Annotated in this window: 17 protein-coding genes; 6 read left to right on the top strand and 11 right to left on the bottom strand. The window is 70.9% G+C overall.

Going from position 1 to position 19,761, the window contains the following annotated elements:
* The first annotated feature begins 242 nt into the window (after positions 1–242).
* The gene (locus AB0M26_RS20860) at positions 243–1,007 is read left to right on the top strand and encodes an ATP-grasp domain-containing protein (RefSeq protein WP_365263290.1); all 765 of its coding nucleotides are present in this window, start codon (positions 243–245) and stop codon (positions 1,005–1,007) included.
* A gap of 175 nt (positions 1,008–1,182) precedes the next feature.
* Here the strand turns inward: AB0M26_RS20860 and AB0M26_RS20855 are convergent, their stop codons facing one another.
* The 3 genes from AB0M26_RS20855 to AB0M26_RS20845 form a co-directional block, all read right to left on the bottom strand.
* A complete protein-coding gene (locus AB0M26_RS20855) occupies positions 1,183–2,253 on the bottom strand; it encodes a phosphotransferase (RefSeq protein WP_365263288.1) in 1,071 nt (356 codons plus the stop codon).
* 432 nt (positions 2,254–2,685) lie between these two features.
* Positions 2,686–3,378, bottom strand: coding sequence for an HAD family hydrolase (locus AB0M26_RS20850; RefSeq protein WP_365263286.1), 693 nt, complete (start codon positions 3,376–3,378; stop codon positions 2,686–2,688).
* A 59-nt stretch (positions 3,379–3,437) separates the two neighbouring features.
* The gene (locus tag AB0M26_RS20845) at positions 3,438–4,346 is read right to left on the bottom strand and encodes a GntR family transcriptional regulator (RefSeq protein ID WP_365263284.1); all 909 of its coding nucleotides are present in this window, start codon (positions 4,344–4,346) and stop codon (positions 3,438–3,440) included.
* Between the two features lie 349 nt (positions 4,347–4,695).
* Between AB0M26_RS20845 and AB0M26_RS20840 the strand changes: the two genes are divergently transcribed.
* Positions 4,696–4,893, top strand: a complete 198-nt coding sequence (locus AB0M26_RS20840) for a hypothetical protein (protein ID WP_365263282.1) — start codon at positions 4,696–4,698, stop codon at positions 4,891–4,893.
* Between the two features lie 27 nt (positions 4,894–4,920).
* Here the strand turns inward: AB0M26_RS20840 and AB0M26_RS20835 are convergent, their stop codons facing one another.
* The 3 genes from AB0M26_RS20835 to AB0M26_RS20825 form a co-directional block, all read right to left on the bottom strand.
* Entirely contained in the window at positions 4,921–6,168 is a 1,248-nt protein-coding gene (locus AB0M26_RS20835) for a GNAT family N-acetyltransferase (protein WP_365263280.1), read from the bottom strand.
* 201 nt (positions 6,169–6,369) lie between these two features.
* Positions 6,370–7,419 carry an asparaginase gene (locus AB0M26_RS20830; RefSeq protein ID WP_365263278.1) on the bottom strand — a complete coding sequence of 350 codons (1,050 nt, stop codon included), beginning with the start codon at positions 7,417–7,419 and terminating at the stop codon, positions 6,370–6,372.
* Entirely contained in the window at positions 7,416–7,976 is a 561-nt protein-coding gene (locus AB0M26_RS20825; RefSeq protein ID WP_365263277.1) for an ABC transporter substrate-binding protein, read from the bottom strand. The genes AB0M26_RS20830 and AB0M26_RS20825 overlap by 4 nt, the downstream gene beginning before the upstream one ends.
* Before the next feature lie 143 nt (positions 7,977–8,119).
* On the opposite strand from AB0M26_RS20825, the gene dtd reads away from it, so the two are divergent.
* A complete protein-coding gene (dtd, locus tag AB0M26_RS20820; RefSeq protein WP_365263275.1) occupies positions 8,120–8,545 on the top strand; it encodes a D-aminoacyl-tRNA deacylase in 426 nt (141 codons plus the stop codon).
* Positions 8,546–8,688: 143 nt separating this feature from the next.
* On the opposite strand, the gene AB0M26_RS20815 is transcribed toward dtd, so the two are convergent.
* The 5 genes from AB0M26_RS20815 to AB0M26_RS20795 form a co-directional block, all read right to left on the bottom strand.
* Positions 8,689–9,600: a carbohydrate ABC transporter permease gene (locus AB0M26_RS20815; RefSeq protein ID WP_365263274.1), complete on the bottom strand. Its 912-nt coding sequence runs from the start codon at positions 9,598–9,600 to the stop codon at positions 8,689–8,691.
* Positions 9,597–10,985, bottom strand: a complete 1,389-nt coding sequence (locus AB0M26_RS20810; RefSeq protein ID WP_365263272.1) for an ABC transporter permease subunit — start codon at positions 10,983–10,985, stop codon at positions 9,597–9,599. Before AB0M26_RS20810 ends, AB0M26_RS20815 begins: the two co-directional genes overlap by 4 nt.
* A gap of 11 nt (positions 10,986–10,996) precedes the next feature.
* Positions 10,997–12,358, bottom strand: a complete 1,362-nt coding sequence (locus tag AB0M26_RS20805) for an ABC transporter substrate-binding protein (protein ID WP_365263270.1) — start codon at positions 12,356–12,358, stop codon at positions 10,997–10,999.
* On the bottom strand, positions 12,355–14,010 hold the full coding sequence (locus AB0M26_RS20800) for a glycoside hydrolase family 13 protein (RefSeq protein WP_365263268.1): 1,656 nt from the start codon (positions 14,008–14,010) through the stop codon (positions 12,355–12,357). The genes AB0M26_RS20805 and AB0M26_RS20800 overlap by 4 nt, the downstream gene beginning before the upstream one ends.
* Before the next feature lie 238 nt (positions 14,011–14,248).
* Complete coding sequence (locus AB0M26_RS20795) at positions 14,249–15,523, bottom strand: ABC transporter substrate-binding protein (protein ID WP_365263266.1); 1,275 nt, start codon at positions 15,521–15,523, stop codon at positions 14,249–14,251.
* 204 nt (positions 15,524–15,727) lie between these two features.
* Between AB0M26_RS20795 and AB0M26_RS20790 the strand changes: the two genes are divergently transcribed.
* The 3 genes from AB0M26_RS20790 to AB0M26_RS20780 all read left to right on the top strand — a co-directional run bounded on the left by AB0M26_RS20790 (position 15,728) and on the right by AB0M26_RS20780 (position 19,658).
* The gene (locus AB0M26_RS20790) at positions 15,728–16,234 is read left to right on the top strand and encodes a PadR family transcriptional regulator (protein ID WP_365263264.1); all 507 of its coding nucleotides are present in this window, start codon (positions 15,728–15,730) and stop codon (positions 16,232–16,234) included.
* Positions 16,235–16,479: 245 nt separating this feature from the next.
* The gene (locus AB0M26_RS20785) at positions 16,480–17,229 is read left to right on the top strand and encodes an ABC transporter ATP-binding protein (protein ID WP_365263323.1); all 750 of its coding nucleotides are present in this window, start codon (positions 16,480–16,482) and stop codon (positions 17,227–17,229) included.
* 5 nt (positions 17,230–17,234) lie between these two features.
* Positions 17,235–19,658, top strand: coding sequence for an FtsX-like permease family protein (locus AB0M26_RS20780; RefSeq protein ID WP_365263262.1), 2,424 nt, complete (start codon positions 17,235–17,237; stop codon positions 19,656–19,658).
* The last annotated feature ends 103 nt before the right edge of the window (positions 19,659–19,761 follow it).

Below are 19,761 nucleotides of genomic sequence, written 5' to 3'. Positions count from 1 at the left end.
CAGCCGCCGTACGGCCTGACGCCGCCGCATCGCCGCACCCGGGCCACCCCCGTGCGGCCGCCCGTACCCCTCCCGAGGAGTGCCCTGGGAGCGGATGCGGGCGGCTGCGTAGGATCCGCACATGAGCCAAGATCCGACAGCAGATCCGACCGCCGCTGCCCTGCCCGGCCCCGACGCGAAGACCGGCTTCCCGCGGATCCCGGGCCGGAGGCCATGGGCGCTTCCCGGCCCGGAGTGAGCCTGTGACCCACCCCGGACTGCTGGTTCTCACCTCGCAATACACCTCCTCGGGCGCACTGCTCGCGCAGGCCGCGGCAGATCGCGGGATGCTCGTCGAACAACTGCCGCCATGCCGCCGGGTACCGGAACCACTGCGGGACATACGCCCCGCGCATCTCTACGGTGGGCCGCGCTTCACCGCCGCCGTGGCACCGCAGATCGGGGTGAAACCGCTGGAACCGGCGGCGCGTTGGCTCTCCCGACTGCCCTACCGTTTTGTCAGCCGGGCGATCCGCGAACTGCCGCTCTCCGCGGCCCGCCAGCTCCAGCAGCCCTTCTTCGCCAAGCCGCTCGCGGACAAGGCCTTCCCCACCGACGTTTACGCATCGGGGGTGCGACTGCCGGGGGGTCTGCCCGACGCCACCCCGGTGCAGGTGAGCGAAATCGTCACTTTCGCCGCCGAGTTCCGCCTCTTCGTCCTCGACGGCGAGGTCCGAACGGGCAGCCGGTACGCCACCTTCTGCCGTCTCGACCCGGCCCCGCTCACCCACTGTCCCGAGCGTGACGAACTGCTCGACTTCGCCAAGGACCTGCTGACGGCCCGCGCCCGTTCGCTGCCCCGCGCTTTCGTCCTGGACCTGGGCCTGATGGCCGACTTCGAGGGAGCGGGACCGTGGGCGGTGGTGGAGGCGGGACCGGCGTGGTTCAGCCCGCTCTACGCCTCGGAGGCGGGGGAGGTGCTGGACGTGGTGCTGGAGTCCGTCGCCCCGGCCGACGAGGCGAACTGACCGGTCCTGGCACCCGTACACCCCTGACCCGCACCCGCACCGGCCCCACCGGCACCGGCACCCGCACCCCCCACCGGCACCCGCTCCCCCCACCGGCACCCGCACACCCCCACCGGCACCGCACCCGCACACTCCACCGGCACCCGCACCGTAGGCCGTACGGGCTGGGGCGGCACTAGGTACCGGACCACGCCCGGAATGTCGCCTCCACCTCCCGCACGCCTGGCACCCCGCTCATGCCCAACGCCCTCTCCGCGCGCGCGAGTACGGGTGCGATCCGCTCGGCGGCGTCCCGCAGGCCCGCCCGCGACGGGGCGTCGCCCAAGGACAGCGCGGCGCGGATGACGTCCGTGCAGACGGACTGGGCCCGCTTGAAGTCGAGGTGGAGCGGGAGGTCTTTCTCCCAGCCGTTCAGGCAGGCGGGCCGGCTGGCTGCGACCGCGTCGCGCCAGCAGGCGATGGCCTCCGCCTCCTGCTCCTCCGGGTACCCCATGAGGTGGAGGTGGGTGGCGAGGTCGTACAACGGATCACCGATCGCGGCGAGTTCCCAGTCGATCGTCCAGATCCGGCCGTCGGCGTCGACGATGAAGTTCTCGCGGTGGAGATCACCGTGGAGGAGGCAGAAGGGGCGGTGGGCGAGGTCGGCCGCCCGCTCGTGCAGACGGCCCAGCCCGTCCTGCGGGACACCCAGCGCGGAGAACAGCTCGCCGTACTGGGCGTTGTGGCGGCGGAGGACCTGGTGTTCGGTGAAGTGGATCAGACCACGGAGGAAGCCGGTGGTGTCGCCGTCGGGGTTCCGCGATTCGCCGCCGCATCCGGGCTCCACCGTTAGTTCGCCCGGCTTGACGGCGACGAGCTGCTCGAAGAGCTTTCCCAACTGGCGCAGACAGCCGGGTGGTAAGCGGGTGCCGACCGGGTGGCCGGCGCCGAGGGTACTGCCCTCGATGAAGCCGTGGAGCGGGAAGCCCTGGCTCATGTCGATCACCGGTATGTGCTGGATGCGCCCGGCCAGCGCGGCGAGGAGCCGGGTCTCGTTCCCGAAGGAGCGGCGGTCGAACCAGAGGAGACCGGGCCGCGGTTCGCGGAGCTTGGCGCGGCGGAAGTGGCCGCTGAGGGAGCTGGCCGGGGGGAGGGGGACCGCGTACGCCTCGTGGTGGTAGCCCTTGAGAGGACCCTCGACCTCCTGGTCGGCCGTCAGCCAGGCGGCTTTCCGCGGGCCGGAGGGCGAGGCCGCCGTGGGTGTCATCGAGGGGCACTCTCCGGAGAGTGAGAAGGAGCAGCGTAGGGCTCTTGCCCGCCTTCTCCGTGCTTAACGGCCCGCGCCTCCGCGGCTGCGGGGCCACAGCCCGTCACCGCCGTTCCTGACGTGACTCCGCCGTTCCTGAGGGGACACCGTCGTTCCTGAGGGGACTCCGCCGTTCCTGAGGGGACACCGTCGTTCCTGAGGGGACTCCGTCGTTCCTGAGGGGACACCGTCGTTCCTGAGGGGACTCCGTCGTTCCTGAGGGGACACCGTCGTTCCTGACGTGACTCCGCCGTTCCTGAGGGGACACCGTCGTTCCTGAGGGGACTCCGCCGTTCCTGAGGGGACTCCGCCGTTCCTGAGGGGACTCCGCCGTTCTTGACGTGACACCGCCGTTCCTGAGGGGACACCGCCGTCCCTGCCGACGCCTCGTCGTCAGACGACGGCCACACGGAGCAGGGCGTCGTGGATCTCTCCCATGCTGCCGACGACGTGGTCCGCCCCGGCCGCCCTCAGTCGTTCCGCCTTGCCCGGGGAACAGGCGTACCCCAGGAAACCGGTGCCGACGGCGGCGGCGGCCCGGACATCCGGTTCGGAGTCACCGATCAGCAGACTGGAGCGGGGCGCGGCACCGAGCGTTCCCAGGGCCCGTTCCAGGACATCGGGGTGGGGCTTCATGCGCCGGTGGTCGGCGGAGCGCCCGAAGACACGGCCCTCGAAGACCGTCAGGAGACCGGTGCGGCCGAGCAGGACACGGATCGCGTCGGCCGAGTTGTTGGAGGTCACGGCCAGAGGGACGCCGAGCCGGTGCAGTTCGCACAGGACGGCCTCGGCCCCCGGTGTGGGGACCGCGCTCTCGGTGGCGGCCGCCATCTCCTGGTCGTCCAGACAGGTACGCAGCGCCGCGTCCAGGGCCTCCCGATGCGGCGTACTCGGCCGGTTGCGGAGGCTGTCCAGCGCCGCGCAGTAGAGGGCGAGCGGGTCGTCGGGGTTCGGCAGCGCCGGGAGCAGTTCGTCGTGCTCGACGAGAATCTTCTCCAGCAGCCGCGCGGTCTCGGGGGCACGGCGCGGTACGCCGGGGCGGCGGGCGGCGTAGAAGTCGAACATGGGGCCGTCGAGATCGAACATGACGGCCCACCTCTCGTGGACCACCGTCGAGAGGAGGCGGGTGAGGTCGGAGATCACGATCAGTCGTCGAACCTAGCGTCGTGGGCCAGATGGTCCCAAAGCGAATCGAACCACCGCTGGGCGTGATCCACGAACGTCGCGTCCTGGGACACCGTCTCCGTGTCGCCACAGGTGAAGGGGAAGAGGGTCGCGCCCAGGCCCATGACGTCGAAGATCTCGAGCTTCTCCGTCCTGCCCGAGTCGTCCGCCGCTCTCACGTCCACCGGCCGCTTGACCACGCGGTACATGCCGAACAGCGCATGGCGGCGGTTGATGATGTAGAGCTTGGCGATCGGCGTCAGGGGCATGGTCCTGATCTCGACCGAGACGTCCTCCACCAAGTCGCGGTTGCGCAGCTCGATGATGGCGTCGCGCAGCGCGCCGGCATGACGCTTGGTCAGCATTCGATGCCGGTCGCGCGGGCGCTCGTCGTTCGGATCGGCGACGGAGCGCGGCAGCGCGAGGGTGATGTCGGTGCTGGGCAAGAGTAGCCGTACTGCGATGCGCTGTGGCTTGATTTCTTCGCTGTGGATGCGCAGTGTCTGGGCCCGAATATGCGCGTCCATCGATTCGGCCGTGAGGGTCATCAGGTCGAGCGTGACCGTCGGCGCCTCGAACGCCTCTTCGATGTACGGCTTCAGATGCACCATCGGTGACGACGGGCCCGTGTGGTGCGAGGGTCTGCGGGCCACCACGGCGCCACTGCCCTGACGGGACTCGATCCAGCCTTCGTGCTGCAGGTCCTGCAGGGCCCGGCGGACCGTGTCGCGGGAGACGGCGAACCGCTGGACGAGTTCCCGCTGGGTGGGGATGCGCTGGCCGTAACGGTACTGGCCGTCGCTGATCTCCATCCGCAGCACGTCCGCAACGTGCTCGAACTTCGGGTCACTCGCCTTGGCTTCGCCCGGAGCGGAGCGGTCCTGAGTCACCTCACCACCCTACAACTGCGTCGTGCCTGTACGTAATTGGGCTGCTGAAGGTCGAGTGTGTTCCTGTGCGACCGGGCCGATGTCCGGTCCGACGCAGGAGACTTGGTGAGGTTATGCATGCGGATGTATGGCCACGTTGGCCTTCGTGTCTACTTCCGGTCAACTGTATCGACCAAGTTGGCAGGTTGGTTAGACGTCCTTCGTGCTAGGGCACAACCTTTGTAGGGCTAACCAGGCCAATTTGATGGGTAGTTGATTGATCCGGTGTCTGTCCCGTCTCGCCCATCCAACGGAGTGTGGGTGCAGAGCTTGCCGGCCGTTCGCGCACCATCCCGAGGGAGGGACCATCATGAACGAAACCCAGCTCGCACCCGTCGTCGCCCTCCTCCTCGCCGTTCTCGTCGTCGGATTCGAGCAGCTCGTGCAGTGGCGTTTCGGCGCCATGGGCATCATCGGGCTGACGATGCTGGCCGTCGGCATGAAGGCGAAGAACACCACCTGCAGTTGCATCGGAGCCGTGGTCCTCACGATGCTGCTGGTGCACTGACCGATGCCCGCCGCCCTGCCCGCGGCGTCAGAAGACGTCCGGGCACCACGGGCGGCGGGACGTCCGCAGCAGTGTGTCCGCCAGCCGCGCCGCCCCCGCGCGCTCTTCCGCGACGCGCCCCAGAGACGCCAGGCGCACCGCCGATTCGTCACCCAGGTACAGCGCCCCCAACTCGCCCACGCGCAGCGTCAGATCGGCCGCGGCCGTCGTCGGCGTGCAGGAGGCGCCCTCCGGGGAGGCGTCCAGACGGAAACGGCCCTCTGCGAGACCCGCCTCATCGTGAACGTCCAGCACCAGCGAGCCCGCCGCCGGGTACGTCCTGGCCTCCAGCGCCCGCGGTACGTCCAGCAGCCGGACCCAGAGGAAGTCCGCGTGCGTCGTCAGGCGCGCGGCGCGCGGATCGGGAAGGAGGAGCGGCAGGAGGTCGTCGGGTGCCCTGAGGCCCGAGCCGACCGTGGTGATCCAGTCGACCGACAACAGGAAGTTCCACAGGGCCCGCTCCGCCGCCGGGGTCGCCGCGATCATGCTGCGTACCTTGGCGCTGCAGTTCGGCTGCTTGGCCTCCCACCGGTTCTTCGCCGTGTAGACGAGGAGGCCGTCGATCCTGCCGCTGCCGTCCGCAGGGCGGTGGACCGCGTAGAACGGCTCCGTCCACTGATCCGAGGCGATACGGGTTTCGCCCGTGGCCCGCAGCCACCAGCGCTCGTCGCGGTCCACCACGCCGTGTTGCACGGCCCGCAGCCGCTCGTGCAGCTCCGGTCCGGCCTTTCGCACCTCCGCGCCGTCGGTCAGATCGACGCGGCTGCCGTCGTCCGGGCCCGACCAGCGCGGGTCGACACCGGACCGTGCCACGTCGACCTCCCACTCGGCGGTCCACGTCGCGGGGCCGAAGCCGTACCGTCCGTAGATCGGGTACTCCGCGGCGATCAGCGTGGAGACGACGTCGCCGCGCTCCTTCGCCGACGCCTGGTCCTTCTCCATCATCCGGCTGAGCAGGCCGCGCCGCCGGTGCGTTGGGGAGACGGTCACATTGGAGACCGCGTTCGCCGCCACCGAACCGCCGCCGACGACGGTGAGCCGCTGATCGAAGCTGCGGTACGTGCCGACGCAGCGGCCCGCGTCGAACGCTCCCTGCGTCCGGTCGGGGTCGATGGCGGGACGGCGCGCCTCGACCTCCGCCGCCGATATCTCCGGTTCCTGCAGGAAGCCGGTCGCCATGGCGCGCATCCAGTCGCGCAGTTCGACGTCGCTGACCGTCCGGACCTCGAGGCTCATACGGCCACGCTAGGCCAGGGGACCCCCGCGGGTCCCCTGAATTTTCCGGCGCTCAAACGGCGCTCATCCGGAGCAAGTCCGACGCTCCTACGGAGCAAGTCCGGCGCTCGCACGGCGGCCGTTGGCTGCGTCCGTACTCGCCCGTACTGCGCCCCTTTGCTGCGCTCGTTCGGCCGTCGTACCGCCCGGCGCCCCGCCGCGTCAGAACGCCGCGCGCACCTCGCCCGCGGGCCGGCCGCCGCCCAGCAGCGGAGAGTCGGCGATCCGGTCGAGGACCGGAGTCGTGACACTCATCAGCCGGAGCGCCCGGGCCAGGACCGGCCCCACGGCCCGCTTCCCCCCGTCCTCGATCTTGAAGGCGAGGGCGCGGCCGTCCTCAAGGGCCACCGCCTGCACGGCTTCGGCCCCCACCTTGGCCAGCGCCCCGTGAACGTCCCGCATCAGCCAGGTGTCGATGCGGCGCGTCCCCGCCACGTACTCGGGGTGGGCCCGCATCGCGTCCGCCACGCGCCGCTCGGGGGTGCCCGGGTCGGCCAGGACATGGTGGCGGAACGCGCGGGCGAGCCCGGTGAGGGAGAACGCCGGCAGCGGGGCACCGCACCCGTCGACCCCGATGTGTGCGACCTTCTCGCCGCTCGCCTCCTCGATCGTCTCCCGCACGAGGAGCTGCAACGGATGATCCGGATCCACGTAGCCGTCCACGGGCCAGCCCGCCGCGACACAGGCGGCGAGCATCGCGGCGTGCTTGCCCGAGCAGTTCATGGAGACAGGGTCGGCGGACCCGCCGGCGGCCAGATACGCCTGTGACTCGACCGGGTCGATCGGGAGGTCCGCCGGGGTCCTGAGGGCCGCGGCCGTCAATCCGGCCTCCGCAAGCATCGTCCGGACGAGCTCGCGATGGAACGGTTCGCCCGAGTGGCTTCCGGTGGCGAGCGCCAGACGCTCGCCGGAGAGGTCGGCACCGGCGCGCAGCACACCGGCCGCCTGCATGGGCTTGTTGGCGGACCTGGGGAAGACGGGGGAGACGACGTCGCCGAGTGCGAGTTCCACCTCGCCGCCGCGACCGAGGACGACCAGGGACCCGCGGTGGAGGCTCTCGGTGAATCCGGAACGGACCGCCTCGGCGAGCACCGGAGCGATCGCCCTGCCGGAGTCCGGCGGAGCGGACTCCCGGTCTCCTCGCGCGGCCTCGGCCGCCGCCTCCCGTACCCGCACCCCGTTCGTTGTGCCGTTCGCTATGCCGTCCATCATGCCAGCAGATCATCCACCTGGGCCTCGCCGTCGCGGTACCGGCGGGCGATCTCCGCGCTGCAGCCGTCTGCCGTCCGCTGGAGCTGCTGCCGCCGCCGCGACACCTGCTGCTCGCAGCGCACCAGCCGGCCCATCGCGCCGAGCAACTCCTCGTCCGTACGCGACTCCAGGTCCGACAGCTCGACCTCGGACAGCATGTCCTCCGCCAGTTGGCGGTACTTCTCGCTGTGCGGGGTGCCCAGCGTCACGTGCCGTGCGGAGCGCCCGCTGCTGGGCCCGTCCGCCAGGATCTCGTGCAAGCGGTCCACGACGGGTGCCTCCGGCGCTGCCCGCCGCGCCTGCTCCGCACGGAGGATGTCGATCCGTCCCTGCAGCAGCCGCCGTACGTAACTCAGGTCGGCCTCCTCCTGCTGCGACTGGCGGCGCAGAGACCGCAGTTCGGGCAGTCGCAGGGACTCCAGGTCCGGCTGCGGGGCGTCGGTCAGTGCCACCGGTGCCGCGCGCTGTGTGGGCGGGCGGCTGGTGGTGGCCGCGTGGCCGGTGCCGGGTGTACTCATGCCTCATCCGTCCCCTCGTCCGGTGCGGCAGCAGGGTGCCGTGATGCGCACCGCTTGTGATGCATCGTGCCACTATCGCCGGTGCACGTGCACCGGCACCGCTGCCGATAAGACCCGGACGGACGCAGGGCATCATGGTCCGTATGCGTGCTGTGGTGCAGAGGGTCAACGGGGCGAGCGTCGTCGTCGAAGGGGAGACGGTCGGCGAGATCGTCGGGCCGGGGCTGTGTGTGCTGGTCGGGGTCACGCACGACGACACGGTGGAGAAAGCCGCTCAACTGGCGCGCAAGCTCTGGTCGGTACGGATCCTGGAGGGGGAGAAGTCCTGCTCCGACCTCGATGCGCCGCTGCTCGTGATCTCCCAGTTCACTCTCTACGGTGACGCCCGCAAGGGGCGCCGGCCCACGTGGAACGCGGCGGCTCCCGGCGAGATCGCCGAGCCGCTCGTCGATGAGGTCGTGGCGCAACTCAGGGCCTTGGGCGCGCATGTGGAAACGGGCCGGTTCGGAGCGGCCATGAAGGTCTCGCTCACGAACGACGGCCCGTTCACCGTGCTCGTCGAAGTCTGAGCCCGCCGGGGCCCGGCTTTCCCCCTGCGGAGTCGTCCCCGCCCGCGGAGCCTTGTTCGAGCGGGGGCCGGAAGCCCGGAGAGCGGACCTCCGAGGGGAGCCGGGTTCCCCTGGAGATCCGCCCTCGTGCCGCTCAGGACGGCTCACTTCACCGAGCCGGCCATGACTCCCTGGACGAAGTGCTTCTGGAAGGCGAAGAACACCACGACCGGCACGATCAGGGACAGGAAGGCACCGGGCGCCAGTACGCCGATGTTGCTGCCGAACTGGCGCATCTGCGACTGCAGGGCCACCGTCAGCGGCTGCGAACCGCTGTCGGAGAAGATCAGCGCCACCAGCATGTCGTTCCAGACCCAGAGGAACTGGAAGATGGCCAGGGACGCGATCGCCGGCCGGCCCAGGGGGAGAACGAGCTGGACGAAGATCCGCCACTCGCTGCCACCGTCCATCCGCGCTGCCTCCAGCATCTCCCGGGGGATCTCCGCGAAGTAGTTGCGCAGCAGGAAGACGGCGAACGGCAGACCGTAGGCGACGTGGAAGAGGACCACGCCGGGGATGGTGCCGAAGAGGCCGACGGCGCCGAACATCTTGGCCACCGGCAGCAGGCCGACCTGAACGGGCACCACGAGCATGCCCACGACGATCAGGAAGATCCAGTCGCGGCCGGGGAACTCCAGCCAGGCAAAGGCGTATCCGGCGAGGGCCGCGACGACCACCACCGTGACCGTGGCGGGCACCGATATCGCCACCGTGTTCCAGAAGGCGCTGACGATGCCGGAGTCCTCGAGGAGGGCCGAGTAGCTGTCGAACGACAGGCTCCCGGCCCCGGAGAGGGCCGTCCACCAGCCGCTGGCGGCGTTGTCCTCGTCGCTGCGCAGCGAGGAGACGAACAGGCCCGCGGCCGGGGTGAGCCATACCAGCGCGACGAGAGCCAGGCCGACCTGCACCAGGCCGCGGCCGGCTCGCCGGCTCAGCCAGGCGGCGGGGCCGGGCTTCCGCGCTGCCGTCCTCGCATGACGCCTGGCGGTCGTCCGGGGAGGGGCGTCGACGGTCATGACTGGCTCCTGCGGAAACGTCGGATGTTGAGGATCATGGCCGGGACCACCAGGAGCAGCAGGAACACGGCCAGCGCGCTACCGAGGCCCTGGTTGTTGCCGCCGCCGAAGGAGACCAGCCACATCTGGAGGGCCAGCACGTTGGCGTCCTGCTTCACGGGACCCGGGGCGATGATGTAGACGAGGTCGAAGACCTTCATCACGTTGATCACCAGGGTCACGAAGACCACGCCGAGCACGGGTGCGAGCAGCGGCACGGTGATCTTTCGGAAGATCTGCCACTCGTTCGCCCCGTCCATCCGCGCCGCTTCCATGACGTCGCGGGGCATGGCCGAGAGTCCGGCACCGATGAGCACCATCGAGAAGCCGGTCCAGATCCACAGATAGGCGCCGATGATGGCGGGGGTGATGAGAGCCGGACCGAGCCACTCCACACCGCCGTACGGCTCGGAGAAGTTGTCCGCGGGGAGCCGTACGGAGTAGTCGCCCGACTTCAGGTCCGTGAAGCGGTACGAGCCGTCGGCCGCGGTGGTCGCCGTGTCCACGACCTTGCCGTCCTTGACGGCTTCGACGGTCATACCCGGCAGACCCTTCTCCTTCGGGTCGACCTTGTTGTCCTTGCCGCCGCCGCCGAGCGTGAAGTCCACCCAGACCACTCCGCGGAGTTCGCCGTCGGCGGCGGGCTCGGTGGAGGCGGCGCGGGCGAGCTTCGCGTCTTTCGGCAGCTCCTTGGGAGACACGCCGACGAGGCCGAGGTCGACCGTGTTGCCGGGGGACGACTTGTCCTTCGTCGTGTACGAGCCGTCCTTGCCCTTGGCCAGGACGGCGTCCGTCTTGGGGCGGGCGGAGGGGTAGCCCTGGCTCTCGTCGAAGGCGTCGTGAATACCGACCGCGGCCGCGTTGAGGACGCCCTTCTCGGGGTCGTGCTCGTACACGACGCGGAAGATGATGCCGGCGGCGAGGAACGAGATCGCCATCGGCATGAACATCACGAGCTTGAACGCGGTGCCCCAGCGGATCTTCTCGGTGAGCACCGCGAGGACGAGACCGATGCCCGTCAGCAGCGCGGGGGCCACCACGACCCAGATCGCGCTGTTGCGGACCGCCTTGAGGGTCGCGGGGTCGGCGAACATCTCGGCGTAGTTCTCGCCGCCGACGAACTGCGTGCCGGAGGCGTCGAAGAAGCTGCGGCCGATCGTGAACAGGATCGGGTACGCAACGAGCGCCCCCAGCAGGAGCAGCGCAGGCAGCAGGAAGACCAGGGCGACGAGCCGTCGCCGCCGGGCCGCCTGCTGGCGCGGGTTGGGGGCGCCGCCCCCCTTCCGGGGCGGCGCCGTGGTGGAGGTGTCGGGCGGTGCGGCGCCCTTCACGGGAGTGGCAGACATGGGTCAGGGCCTCAGTTCTGGGTGTCCTTGTACGCCTTGGCGGCTGCGGCCTCGAGCTTCTCGGCAGCGCCCTCGGGGTCGGACGGGTCGCGCAGGAAGTCCTGGAGGACCTTCCACTCGCCGGCGCCCTGGGTGCCGCCGAAGGCCGCCGGGGCCAGGTCGGACATGTCGAACCGGACTGCGTCGCCGGCGTTGACGATCGACTCGGCGGTCTTGCGGCTGGTCGCGTCCTGGTAGGCGTCGAGGTCCAGCTTCTCGTTGGGGGAGATGAAGCCGCCGGCCTCGGCCCAGATCTTCGCCGCCTCCGGCGTGGCGAAGAACTCGACCAGCTTCATGGCCGCTTCGCGGTTCTTGCCCGCCTTGAGGACCGCGGCGGCGTCACCGCCAGCGACGACCGGCTCCTTGCCGCCCTTGACGGCGGGGAAGCCGAAGAACTTGGCGTCCTTGCCGACCTTCTTCTTGAACTCGCCGGAGACGATGCCGCCGACGAAGTCGCCCTCGTAGACCATGCCGGCCTTCGGCTCGTTGCCGAAGACGTTCTCGACGGACTCGGGGAAGTCGGTGCGCAGCGCCTCGGACGTGCCGCCGGCGACCATGTTCTTGTCCTTGAACAGCTTGCCGAGCGTGGTGAGGGCCTTCACCACGGACGGGTCCGTCCACTTGATCTTGTGCTCGGCGAGCCGGTCGTACTTCTTCGGGCCCTCCTGGGAGAGGTAGACGTTCTCGAACCAGTCGGTGAGCGTCCAGCCGTCCTCGCCCGCGACGGAGAAGGCGGGCAGGCCCGAGTCGGAGAGGGTCTTGCCGGTCTTCAGCAGGGCGTCGAAGGTCTTCGGCGGCTGAACTCCCGCCTGCGCGAAGGCATCCGGGCTGTACCAGACTGTCGACTTGTGGGACGCCTTGAAGTACAGGCCGTAGTACTTGCCGTTGATGCTGCCGTAGTCCCGCCACACCGGCGCGAAGTTGATGCCCGCCTTCTCGTACACGTTGGCGGACAGCGGCTGGAGCCAGTTCTTGTCGGCGAACTGCTTGAGCACACCCGGCTGCGGCACCATGACCACGTCGGGCGCGTTGCCGCCCTCGATCTTGCTGCCGATGACGGTGGAGACGTTGTCGCCGGTGGAGATGAAGTTGGTCTCGGCACCGGTCTTGTCCTCGAAGGCCTGGAGCACCTTCTTGAAGTTCTTCTGCTCGACGCCGGTCCACACACCGGCGACCGTCACCGACTGGCCCTTGAGCTCCTGCTTGCTGTCGCTCGACGTGCCGCCTCCGCACGCGGTGGCGGTCAGGGCGAGGCCGAGGACCGCGGCCCCCGTCGCGGCTGCACGGCGGCGCCCCCGGTCGTTTCTGCTGGCGCGCTTCATCGGGTGGCTCATGAACTGGTTCCCTTCGTGGAGAGGTCGCTGATCCACCAGGCAGCGGTGGAGCCGGGGAGGATCCCCGGAGGGCAGTCGCCGCTCGAGAGCAGCGGAGTCCCGGCAAGGGGCGCCGGTACGGGTTCGAGGCCGAAGTTGACCGCGCAGACCAGGCCGTCGCCCCGTTCGAAGGCGAGGACTCCCGGCTCCGTCTCCCGCCAGCGCAGCGGGCCTTCGCCGAGCTGGGGCAGGCTGCGCCGCAGCGCGAGCCCGTCGCGGTAGAGGTGCCAGAACGAGCGGGTGTCGGACAGGGCCCGGTCGGTGGCGTGCTCGGCGAACCACTCCGGCTGGGGCAGCCACGGTCGCGCCGCCCCGTCACCGCCCGCCGTGAAGCCGAACGGCGAGGCCTGGCCGGACCAGGGCAGCGGCACCCGGCAGCCGTCGCGGACGCGCAGCCGGCTGCCGGTCCTGCGGAAGATCGGGTCGGTGAGCACGTCGTCCGGGAGGTCCACGACCTCGGGCAGACCGAGCTCCTCGCCCTGGTAGACGTACGCGGCGCCCGGCAGGGCGAGCATCAGCAGGGCCGCGGCGCGGGCGCGTGCGGCGCCGACCGCGATCGACCCACCGGCGTAGCGGGTGACGGTCCTGACCTGGTCGTGATTGTTGAGGACCCAGGTGACGGTGGAGCCGGTCCCGGCGATGTCGGTGAGGGCCTCGGAGATGGTCTTGCGGAAGGCGTCGTGGTCCCAGTCGGCGCTCAACAGGTCGAAGAAGAAGGCCTGGTGGAGTTCGTCGGAGCGGACGTACTTGGCGTGCTCGCGGGCCGTGGGCACCGACACCTCGCCGACGAGCAGCCGGTCGTAGCCGTCGCGTGCGGTGTACTCCTCGCACACCGCCCGCCACTGGCGCCACACGTCGTGCACCTCCGGCTGGTTCCAGGCGAGCGGGTTGACCGAGTCGCGGGCGCGCTCGTCCGCCTCCGGGTCGGGTGAGTCCGGCAGCTCGGCGTGCTTGAACAGCCCGGCCGCCACATCGATGCGGAAGCCGTCGACTCCGCGGTCCAGCCAGAAGCGGAGGATCTCGTCGAAGGAGCGGGCGACCGACGGGTCGCGCCAGTTGAGGTCCGGCTGCTCCGGGGTGAAGAGGTGCAGGTACCACTGGCCGGGCGCACCGTCCGGCTCGGTCACCCGAGACCAGGCCGGGCCGCCGAACATGGCTCGCCAGTTGTTGGGCGGCAGTTCGCCGTTCTCGCCGCGCCCGTCGGCGAAGTGGAACCGCTTGCGGGCCTCGCCCCCCGGACCGTCCGCGAGGGCGTCGCGGAACCAGGGGTGCTCGCTGGAGCAGTGGTTGGGGACGATGTCGATGAGGACCTTCAGCCCGAGCCGCTGGGCGTCCGCCACCAGGTGGTCGAACTCCTGCAGGTCGCCGAAGACCGGGTCCACGTCGCGGTAGTCGGCGACGTCGTAGCCGTGGTCGTGGTGCGGTGAGGGGTAGAACGGGCTGAGCCAGATGCCGTCCACGCCCAGCTTCCGCAAATAGGGCAGTCCCGCTCGGACCCCGGCGAGATCGCCGATGCCGTCGCCCGTGCTGTCGAGGAAGCTGCGGACGTAGACCTGGTAGATCACCGCATCCCGCCACCAGTGTTGGGTGGCGGCGGCCGTGGCTATGTGCATTCCCGTTGCCTGTCTGTCTGGCTCGACGCGCCCCGCGATCCACTCCGCCCCGGCGCGTTATGCATGCATGTTAAGTAATTCTTTCCAGCAGGTGTCAATGAGTCTGCGGCAAAATGAGGGATACCCCAGGAGGACTTGTCCGGGTATGGGGAAGAATGGTGGGAGGTGCCTGTACCTAACAGATAAGTAGTAGTCATGCTCAGGCGCGATGCTCAGCGCCCAGGCGTCCGCCGAGGTCTCAGCCCCGGCGCACGATCGCCCCGAGCTCCCGCGCCAGCCGCTCGACGGCCTCCTCCGGCGTCTCCCGCTGCGCCATCGCGTCGTGCACGACTGCCTGGACGGCCAGGTTCACCTGCTCGTAACGCGGGCTCTTCGGGCGCGGTTTGGCGGCGAGCACGCTCTTCTTGAGCGTCGGCAGGTACGGGTACCGGCGCACCAGGCCCGGATCCGTGTAGACATCGGCCCATACCGGCGGCAGGGCGCCCTCGGTGAGCACCCGGCGCTGGACCTTCTCGCTGGAGAGGAACGCGAGCAGGTCCTGCGCCGACTCCTTGTGACGGGAGTTGGTGTTGACGGCGAGGTTCGAGCCGCCGAGGACGCCCGCCGCGGTGCCGTCCGGGCCCGGCAGCGGTACGACGCCGAACTTCCCCGCGACCTTCGAGCCCGCGCCGCCGGCCAGCTGGTGGGCGTAGGGCCAGTTGCGCATGAAGAGCAACTTCCCGTCCTGGAAGGCCCGCCGGGACTCCTCTTCCTTGTATGTCAGGGCTTCTTTCGGGATCCACCCGTCCCGTACGCCCTCCGCCAGGAAGGCGACGCCCTTGCGGGCGGCGTCGGAGTCCACGGTCACCCGCGCCCCCTCGTCCGCCAGGATCGAGCCGCCCGCCGACTGCACGGCCTCGATCGCGTTGACGGTGAGCCCCTCGTACGGGAGGAACTGCCCTGCGTAGCCGTCCAGCCCGTACTTCGGGGCCACGGTCCTCGCCAGCCGCGTCAGCTCGGTCCAGTTGCGGGGCGGATTCCTGCCCTCCTTGTCGAGGACGTCCTTGCGGTAGTAGAGGAGGCCCGCGTTGGTCACGTACGGCAGGGCGTACAGCCGCCCGCCGAAGGTGGCGGTGTCCACGACGGGCGGCAGGAAGTGCTTCAGCGGGAACCGGCCGGCCTCCAGTGGGGCGATCCACCCCGCGGCGGCGAACTCCGAGGTCCAGGCGACGTCGATGTTGAGGACGTCGAAACGGTCGCTGCCGGAGCGCAGGCTGGTCGTCATCTGGGCGCGGACCTCGTCCGCGGCCTCGGGCAGCTCGACGAGGGTGACCTTCTCGGCGGGGTGGCTGCGGTTCCAGTCGGTGAGGACGCCGCGCAGATAGCTGGTGGTGTCCCGGCCGGTCACCAGGGTCATCGGGCCGCGGCCGTCGCCGTCGGCCGGTTCGCCCGCCGATGCGCCCGTGCCCCCGTAACCCGCGAGTATCAGCGCCGCCACCAGGAGCCCTCTACCCGCGGCGCGCCTCCACCGCATAGGTTCCTCCTTGGCACACGGGTGCCGGCCCGCCCTGCGTCTTACGGGCCCCTGTATACCTGTTAGGCATGCGCGATACTAGACGTCGCGGGCATATTGCAGGGCGATGCGGCTCACAGCGTGGGACTGCCCAGTTCAGGAGCCCGTATCGTCACCTAACGAGCAGGTAACAGCGCAAGGCAGCGGGGAGGGAGGAGGGCAAGCGTGCGTCTGCCCCTCCTGGCACTTCTCGCCAAGGGTCCCGCCCATGGCTACGAGCTCAAACAGGCTCTTGAGAAGCTTCTGGGCGCCGCGTACCCTCAGCCCAACGTCGGACAGATCTACGTCACTCTCGGCAGGCTCGAGAAGGCCGGGCTGATCGAGGGCGAGGAGGTCGCCCAGTCGAGCCGGCCGAACAAGCGCACCTACCAGCTCACCGACGCGGGACGTGAGGCGGTGGCCGCCTGGTTCGAGGAGCCGACCGACGAGCCCCGGGTGCGGGACGAGTTCTTCATGAAGCTTGCCATCGCCCCGGACACGGGGATGGCCGATCCGGTCGCCCTGATCAACAAGCAGCGTCGCCAATACCTCAACACCATGCGTGATCTGTCGAAACTGGCCGCGGCCGAGGACCGGGACAACCCGGTCTCCCAGTTGCTCATCGAGGGCGCCATGCTGCACCTGCAGGCGGACCTCGACTGGCTGGAGCGCTGTCAGGAGGAGCTGGAATGAGCCGCGAGCCACGCGAAGCCGCTCCCGCCGAGGACGGCGGGGGCACCGCCGCCGTGCCGACCGCGTACGCCGCGGGCATGGCGGGCGCCGGCGCCACGGGCCCCGGGGCTGCGGATGCCACGGGCCCTGGGGCTGCGGACGCCAGGGGCATCGGGCCCGCTGACGCCACTGCCACCGCCACTGCCACAACCACGGCCGCGGCCGCCGGCGCCGCCACGGACGCCGGGAGCAGCGTCGATGCCGTCATCCGGGCCGAGGCACTGGTCAAGACGCACCGGCCCGAAGGCGCCCCGGTCGAGGCCGTACGGGGTGTGGACTTGTGCGTCGAGCGCGGCGAGTTCGTCGCCGTCACCGGCCCCTCGGGCGCCGGCAAGTCCACCCTGCTCCATCTGCTCGGCGGTCTGCACCGACCCGACAGCGGGCGCCTCTGGCTCGAGGGCGAACGGGTCGACACCTACAGCGAGGCCCGCTGGGCCCTGCTGCGCCGCCGCCGCATCGGCATCGTCTTCCAGTTCTTCAACCTCGTCTCGCACCTGACGGTCGCCGACAACGTCGAGTTGCCCGCCCTGCTCGCCGGAAGCTCCCCGCGCCAGGCCCGGGAGAGCCGCACCGAGCTGCTGGCCGAGCTCGGCCTGGAAGGCAAGGAGAACTCCACCCCGGGCGAGCTGTCCGGAGGTGAGCAGCAGCGCGTCGCGCTCGCCCGCGCGCTGGTCAACCACCCCGGCCTGCTGCTCGCCGACGAGCCCGCGGGCAGCCTCGACAGCAAGGGCACCCGTGAGGTGCTGCGCCTGCTGTCCCGATACCACCAGCGCGGCCAGACCATCGTGCTCGTCACGCACGACGCCCGGATGGCCAGCGCCGCGGATCGCGTGATCAGCCTGTTCGACGGGCGGATAGCCGACGACGCGACGCTCGGCGACTCCGCGGGCCAGGGCTCCTCGGGCAAGCGGCGGCCGGGCGGCGGCGTCTCCGGCATGCTCGAGCTGAAGGGCTGACGAGGATGCGGGCCACGGCGCGCCGCCCCCGCGGCGCCGCCCCGCGCAGGGTGGGCATACGCGCCGCCGCGCACGGGCTCGTCCTACGTGCGGCCGAACCGGGCGCCGGGGCGCGCGCGACCTCCCGGTGGGTGCGCGCCGACCTCCGCGCGCACCGCGGCGAAGCACTCTTCCTCGTCCTCGCCACGGCCGGGATCATCGTCTCGCTGCTGCTCGCCGGGGCTTTCCTCACGTACGCCGCCAACCCCTGGCAGCGCGTGTTCACCCAGTCCGACGGCGCCCACGTGTGGCTCCAGACCAAGGGCGCGGCCGACGCAGGAGCCCTGGCCGAACTCGACGGCGTCGAGGCCGTATCGGGCCCGTTCGGTACGGCCGGGGCCACCGCGGAGCTCGGCGGCACCCGGGCCACCGTGCAGCTGCGCGCCGCAGAGTCCCGGCCGCCCGAGATCGCCCGTCCGCTCCTCCGATCCGGCCGCTGGCTCGACGCGGACGACGAGCGCCGCGGAAACGGGATCGTGCTGGAGTTCTCGCTCGCGCGCGCCCTGTGGGCCGAGCCGGGCGACGCGCTGAAGGTCCGCGGCACCGGCGGGGAGATCCGTGCGCTGCGCGTAACCGGCATCGCGGACACCGCCGAGGCCCGTTACAGCCCCGGGGAGACCCCCGGCATCGCCTGGGTCTCCCCCTCGGCGCTGCACAAGGTCGAACCCGACAGCGACCGCCGGGGCCAGACGATCGGGCTGCGCCTCACGGATCCCGACGACACCGACTTCGCCGTCCAGCGGGCCGTTACGGAGGTCGGCACCGACCAGGTCGCCAAGGTCTCCACCTGGCAGGGCGCGCGGGCCGACGCCGAAGGCGGCGACCGCCTTCTCGGGCTGCTGCTCGGCCTGTTCGGGCTCGGGGCCCTGCTCGCCGCCGCGCTCGCCGTGGCCGGAGCGATCAGTACGCGCATCCGCGGCCATCTGCGGGACATCTCCATCCTCAAGGCCATCGGATTCACCCCCGCCCAGCTCGTCCGCACCTTCCTCGTCGAGCACGCGGCCCTCGCCTTCCTCGGCGCGGTCCTCGGCGCGGTCCTCACCGAGACCCTGGGCCCGCAGCTGCCCGGCCGCGTCGGTGAGGCGATGCGGCTGTGGCAGGCGCTGCCCGCGCACACCTGGATCCCGCTGATGATCCCCCTCGGTGCCCTGCTGCTCATCACGGGGACGACGGGTCTCGCGGCGTGGCGCGCCGGCCGCGTCCCGCCCGTGCCCGTGGCCCACGCCGCCCTCCCCGCGGTCCGGCGGATGACCGGCACCGTACGGCGTGCGCTCGGCCTGCGGCTGCCGCCCGCCCTGGTCCTGGGCTGGCGCGGCGCCTTCCACTCCCGCGCGCGGTCGCTGGCGGCGGTGGCGCGGCTGGCCGTGCCCCTGCTGCTGATCACCGTCGTCCTCGGCACATGGAGCACGCTGGACCGCTTCGAGAACCAGCCGGAGAAGATCGGCATCCCGGCCCCGCTCAGCGTCCGCGGCGATGGCGTGGACGACGGCTCGGTGCGGCGGATGCTGAAGAGCCGCCCGGAGGTGACCGCGGCCTATCCGGGCGCCGAGGTCGAGGCTCTGGTCCCCGGCCAGACCGGAACGATCACGCTGCGCGGCCTCGGCACGGACCGCGACCCGTACCCGTTCACCATCGCCGAGGGGCGGGCCGCCCACGGGCCCGACGAGGCGGTTGCCGGGCAAGGGCTGCTCGATCTGCTCGGTGTGGAGGTCGGCGACTGGGTGCGCATGACGGTCGAGGGAAGCCCGCAGGTGCTGCACATCGTCGGGCGCAGCATCGAGCCCGAGGACAGCGGGCGTGTGATCTCCACATCGGTCGACACCCTGAAGGAACGCGACCCGACCCTGCGGCCCGGCTTCTACCACCTTGCGCTCGAGAAGGGCGCGGACCCCGGCGCGGTCGGCGAGAAGCTGTCCGAGGCGCAGGGCGGGCGGCTGGACGTACGCGAAATCCCCAACCCCGCGGACGAGTTGTCGGCCGTACGCGGAGTCCTGGCCGGACTCGTCACCGTCCTCGCGCTGATCGGGCTCGCAGAGCTGTCGACGACGATCGGCGCGGGCGTACGCGAGCGGCGACGGGACCTCCTCGCCCTCAAGGCCATCGGTCTGACCCCGCGCCAGATCATGGCGGTGATCGTGGCCGGGACGGGATTCACCGCGCTGGCGGCCGCCGTGGCCGGCACCGCGACCGGTGTCCTGGCCGCGGGCTGGCTCATCGACCTGCAGGGCAGCTCCAGCGGCATCGGGGCAGGGATAGCCCAACAGCCCCCGCTGGCCGCGCTGTTGCTGCTCGGGGCGGCGGCGGTGGCGGGTGCTGTGGCCGTATCGGTGCTTCCGGCGTCGCGCGCGGTGCGGCAGCGGCTGGCGGACACGCTGAGCGACACGCTCTAACGGGCTCTGCGGACTCCGGCTGTCCGACGGCTCCGACGGCTCCGACAGGCCCTGAGCGGCTCCGACGGGCGCCCTGAGCGGCTCTTAGGGGCTCTGACGGGCT

The organism is Streptomyces sp. NPDC051776 (assembly GCF_040681345.1).
Lineage (GTDB): Bacteria > Actinomycetota > Actinomycetes > Streptomycetales > Streptomycetaceae > Streptomyces.
The sequence above is the reverse complement of the archived record's forward strand: the minus strand, read 5'-3'. Positions and strand labels throughout refer to the sequence as shown.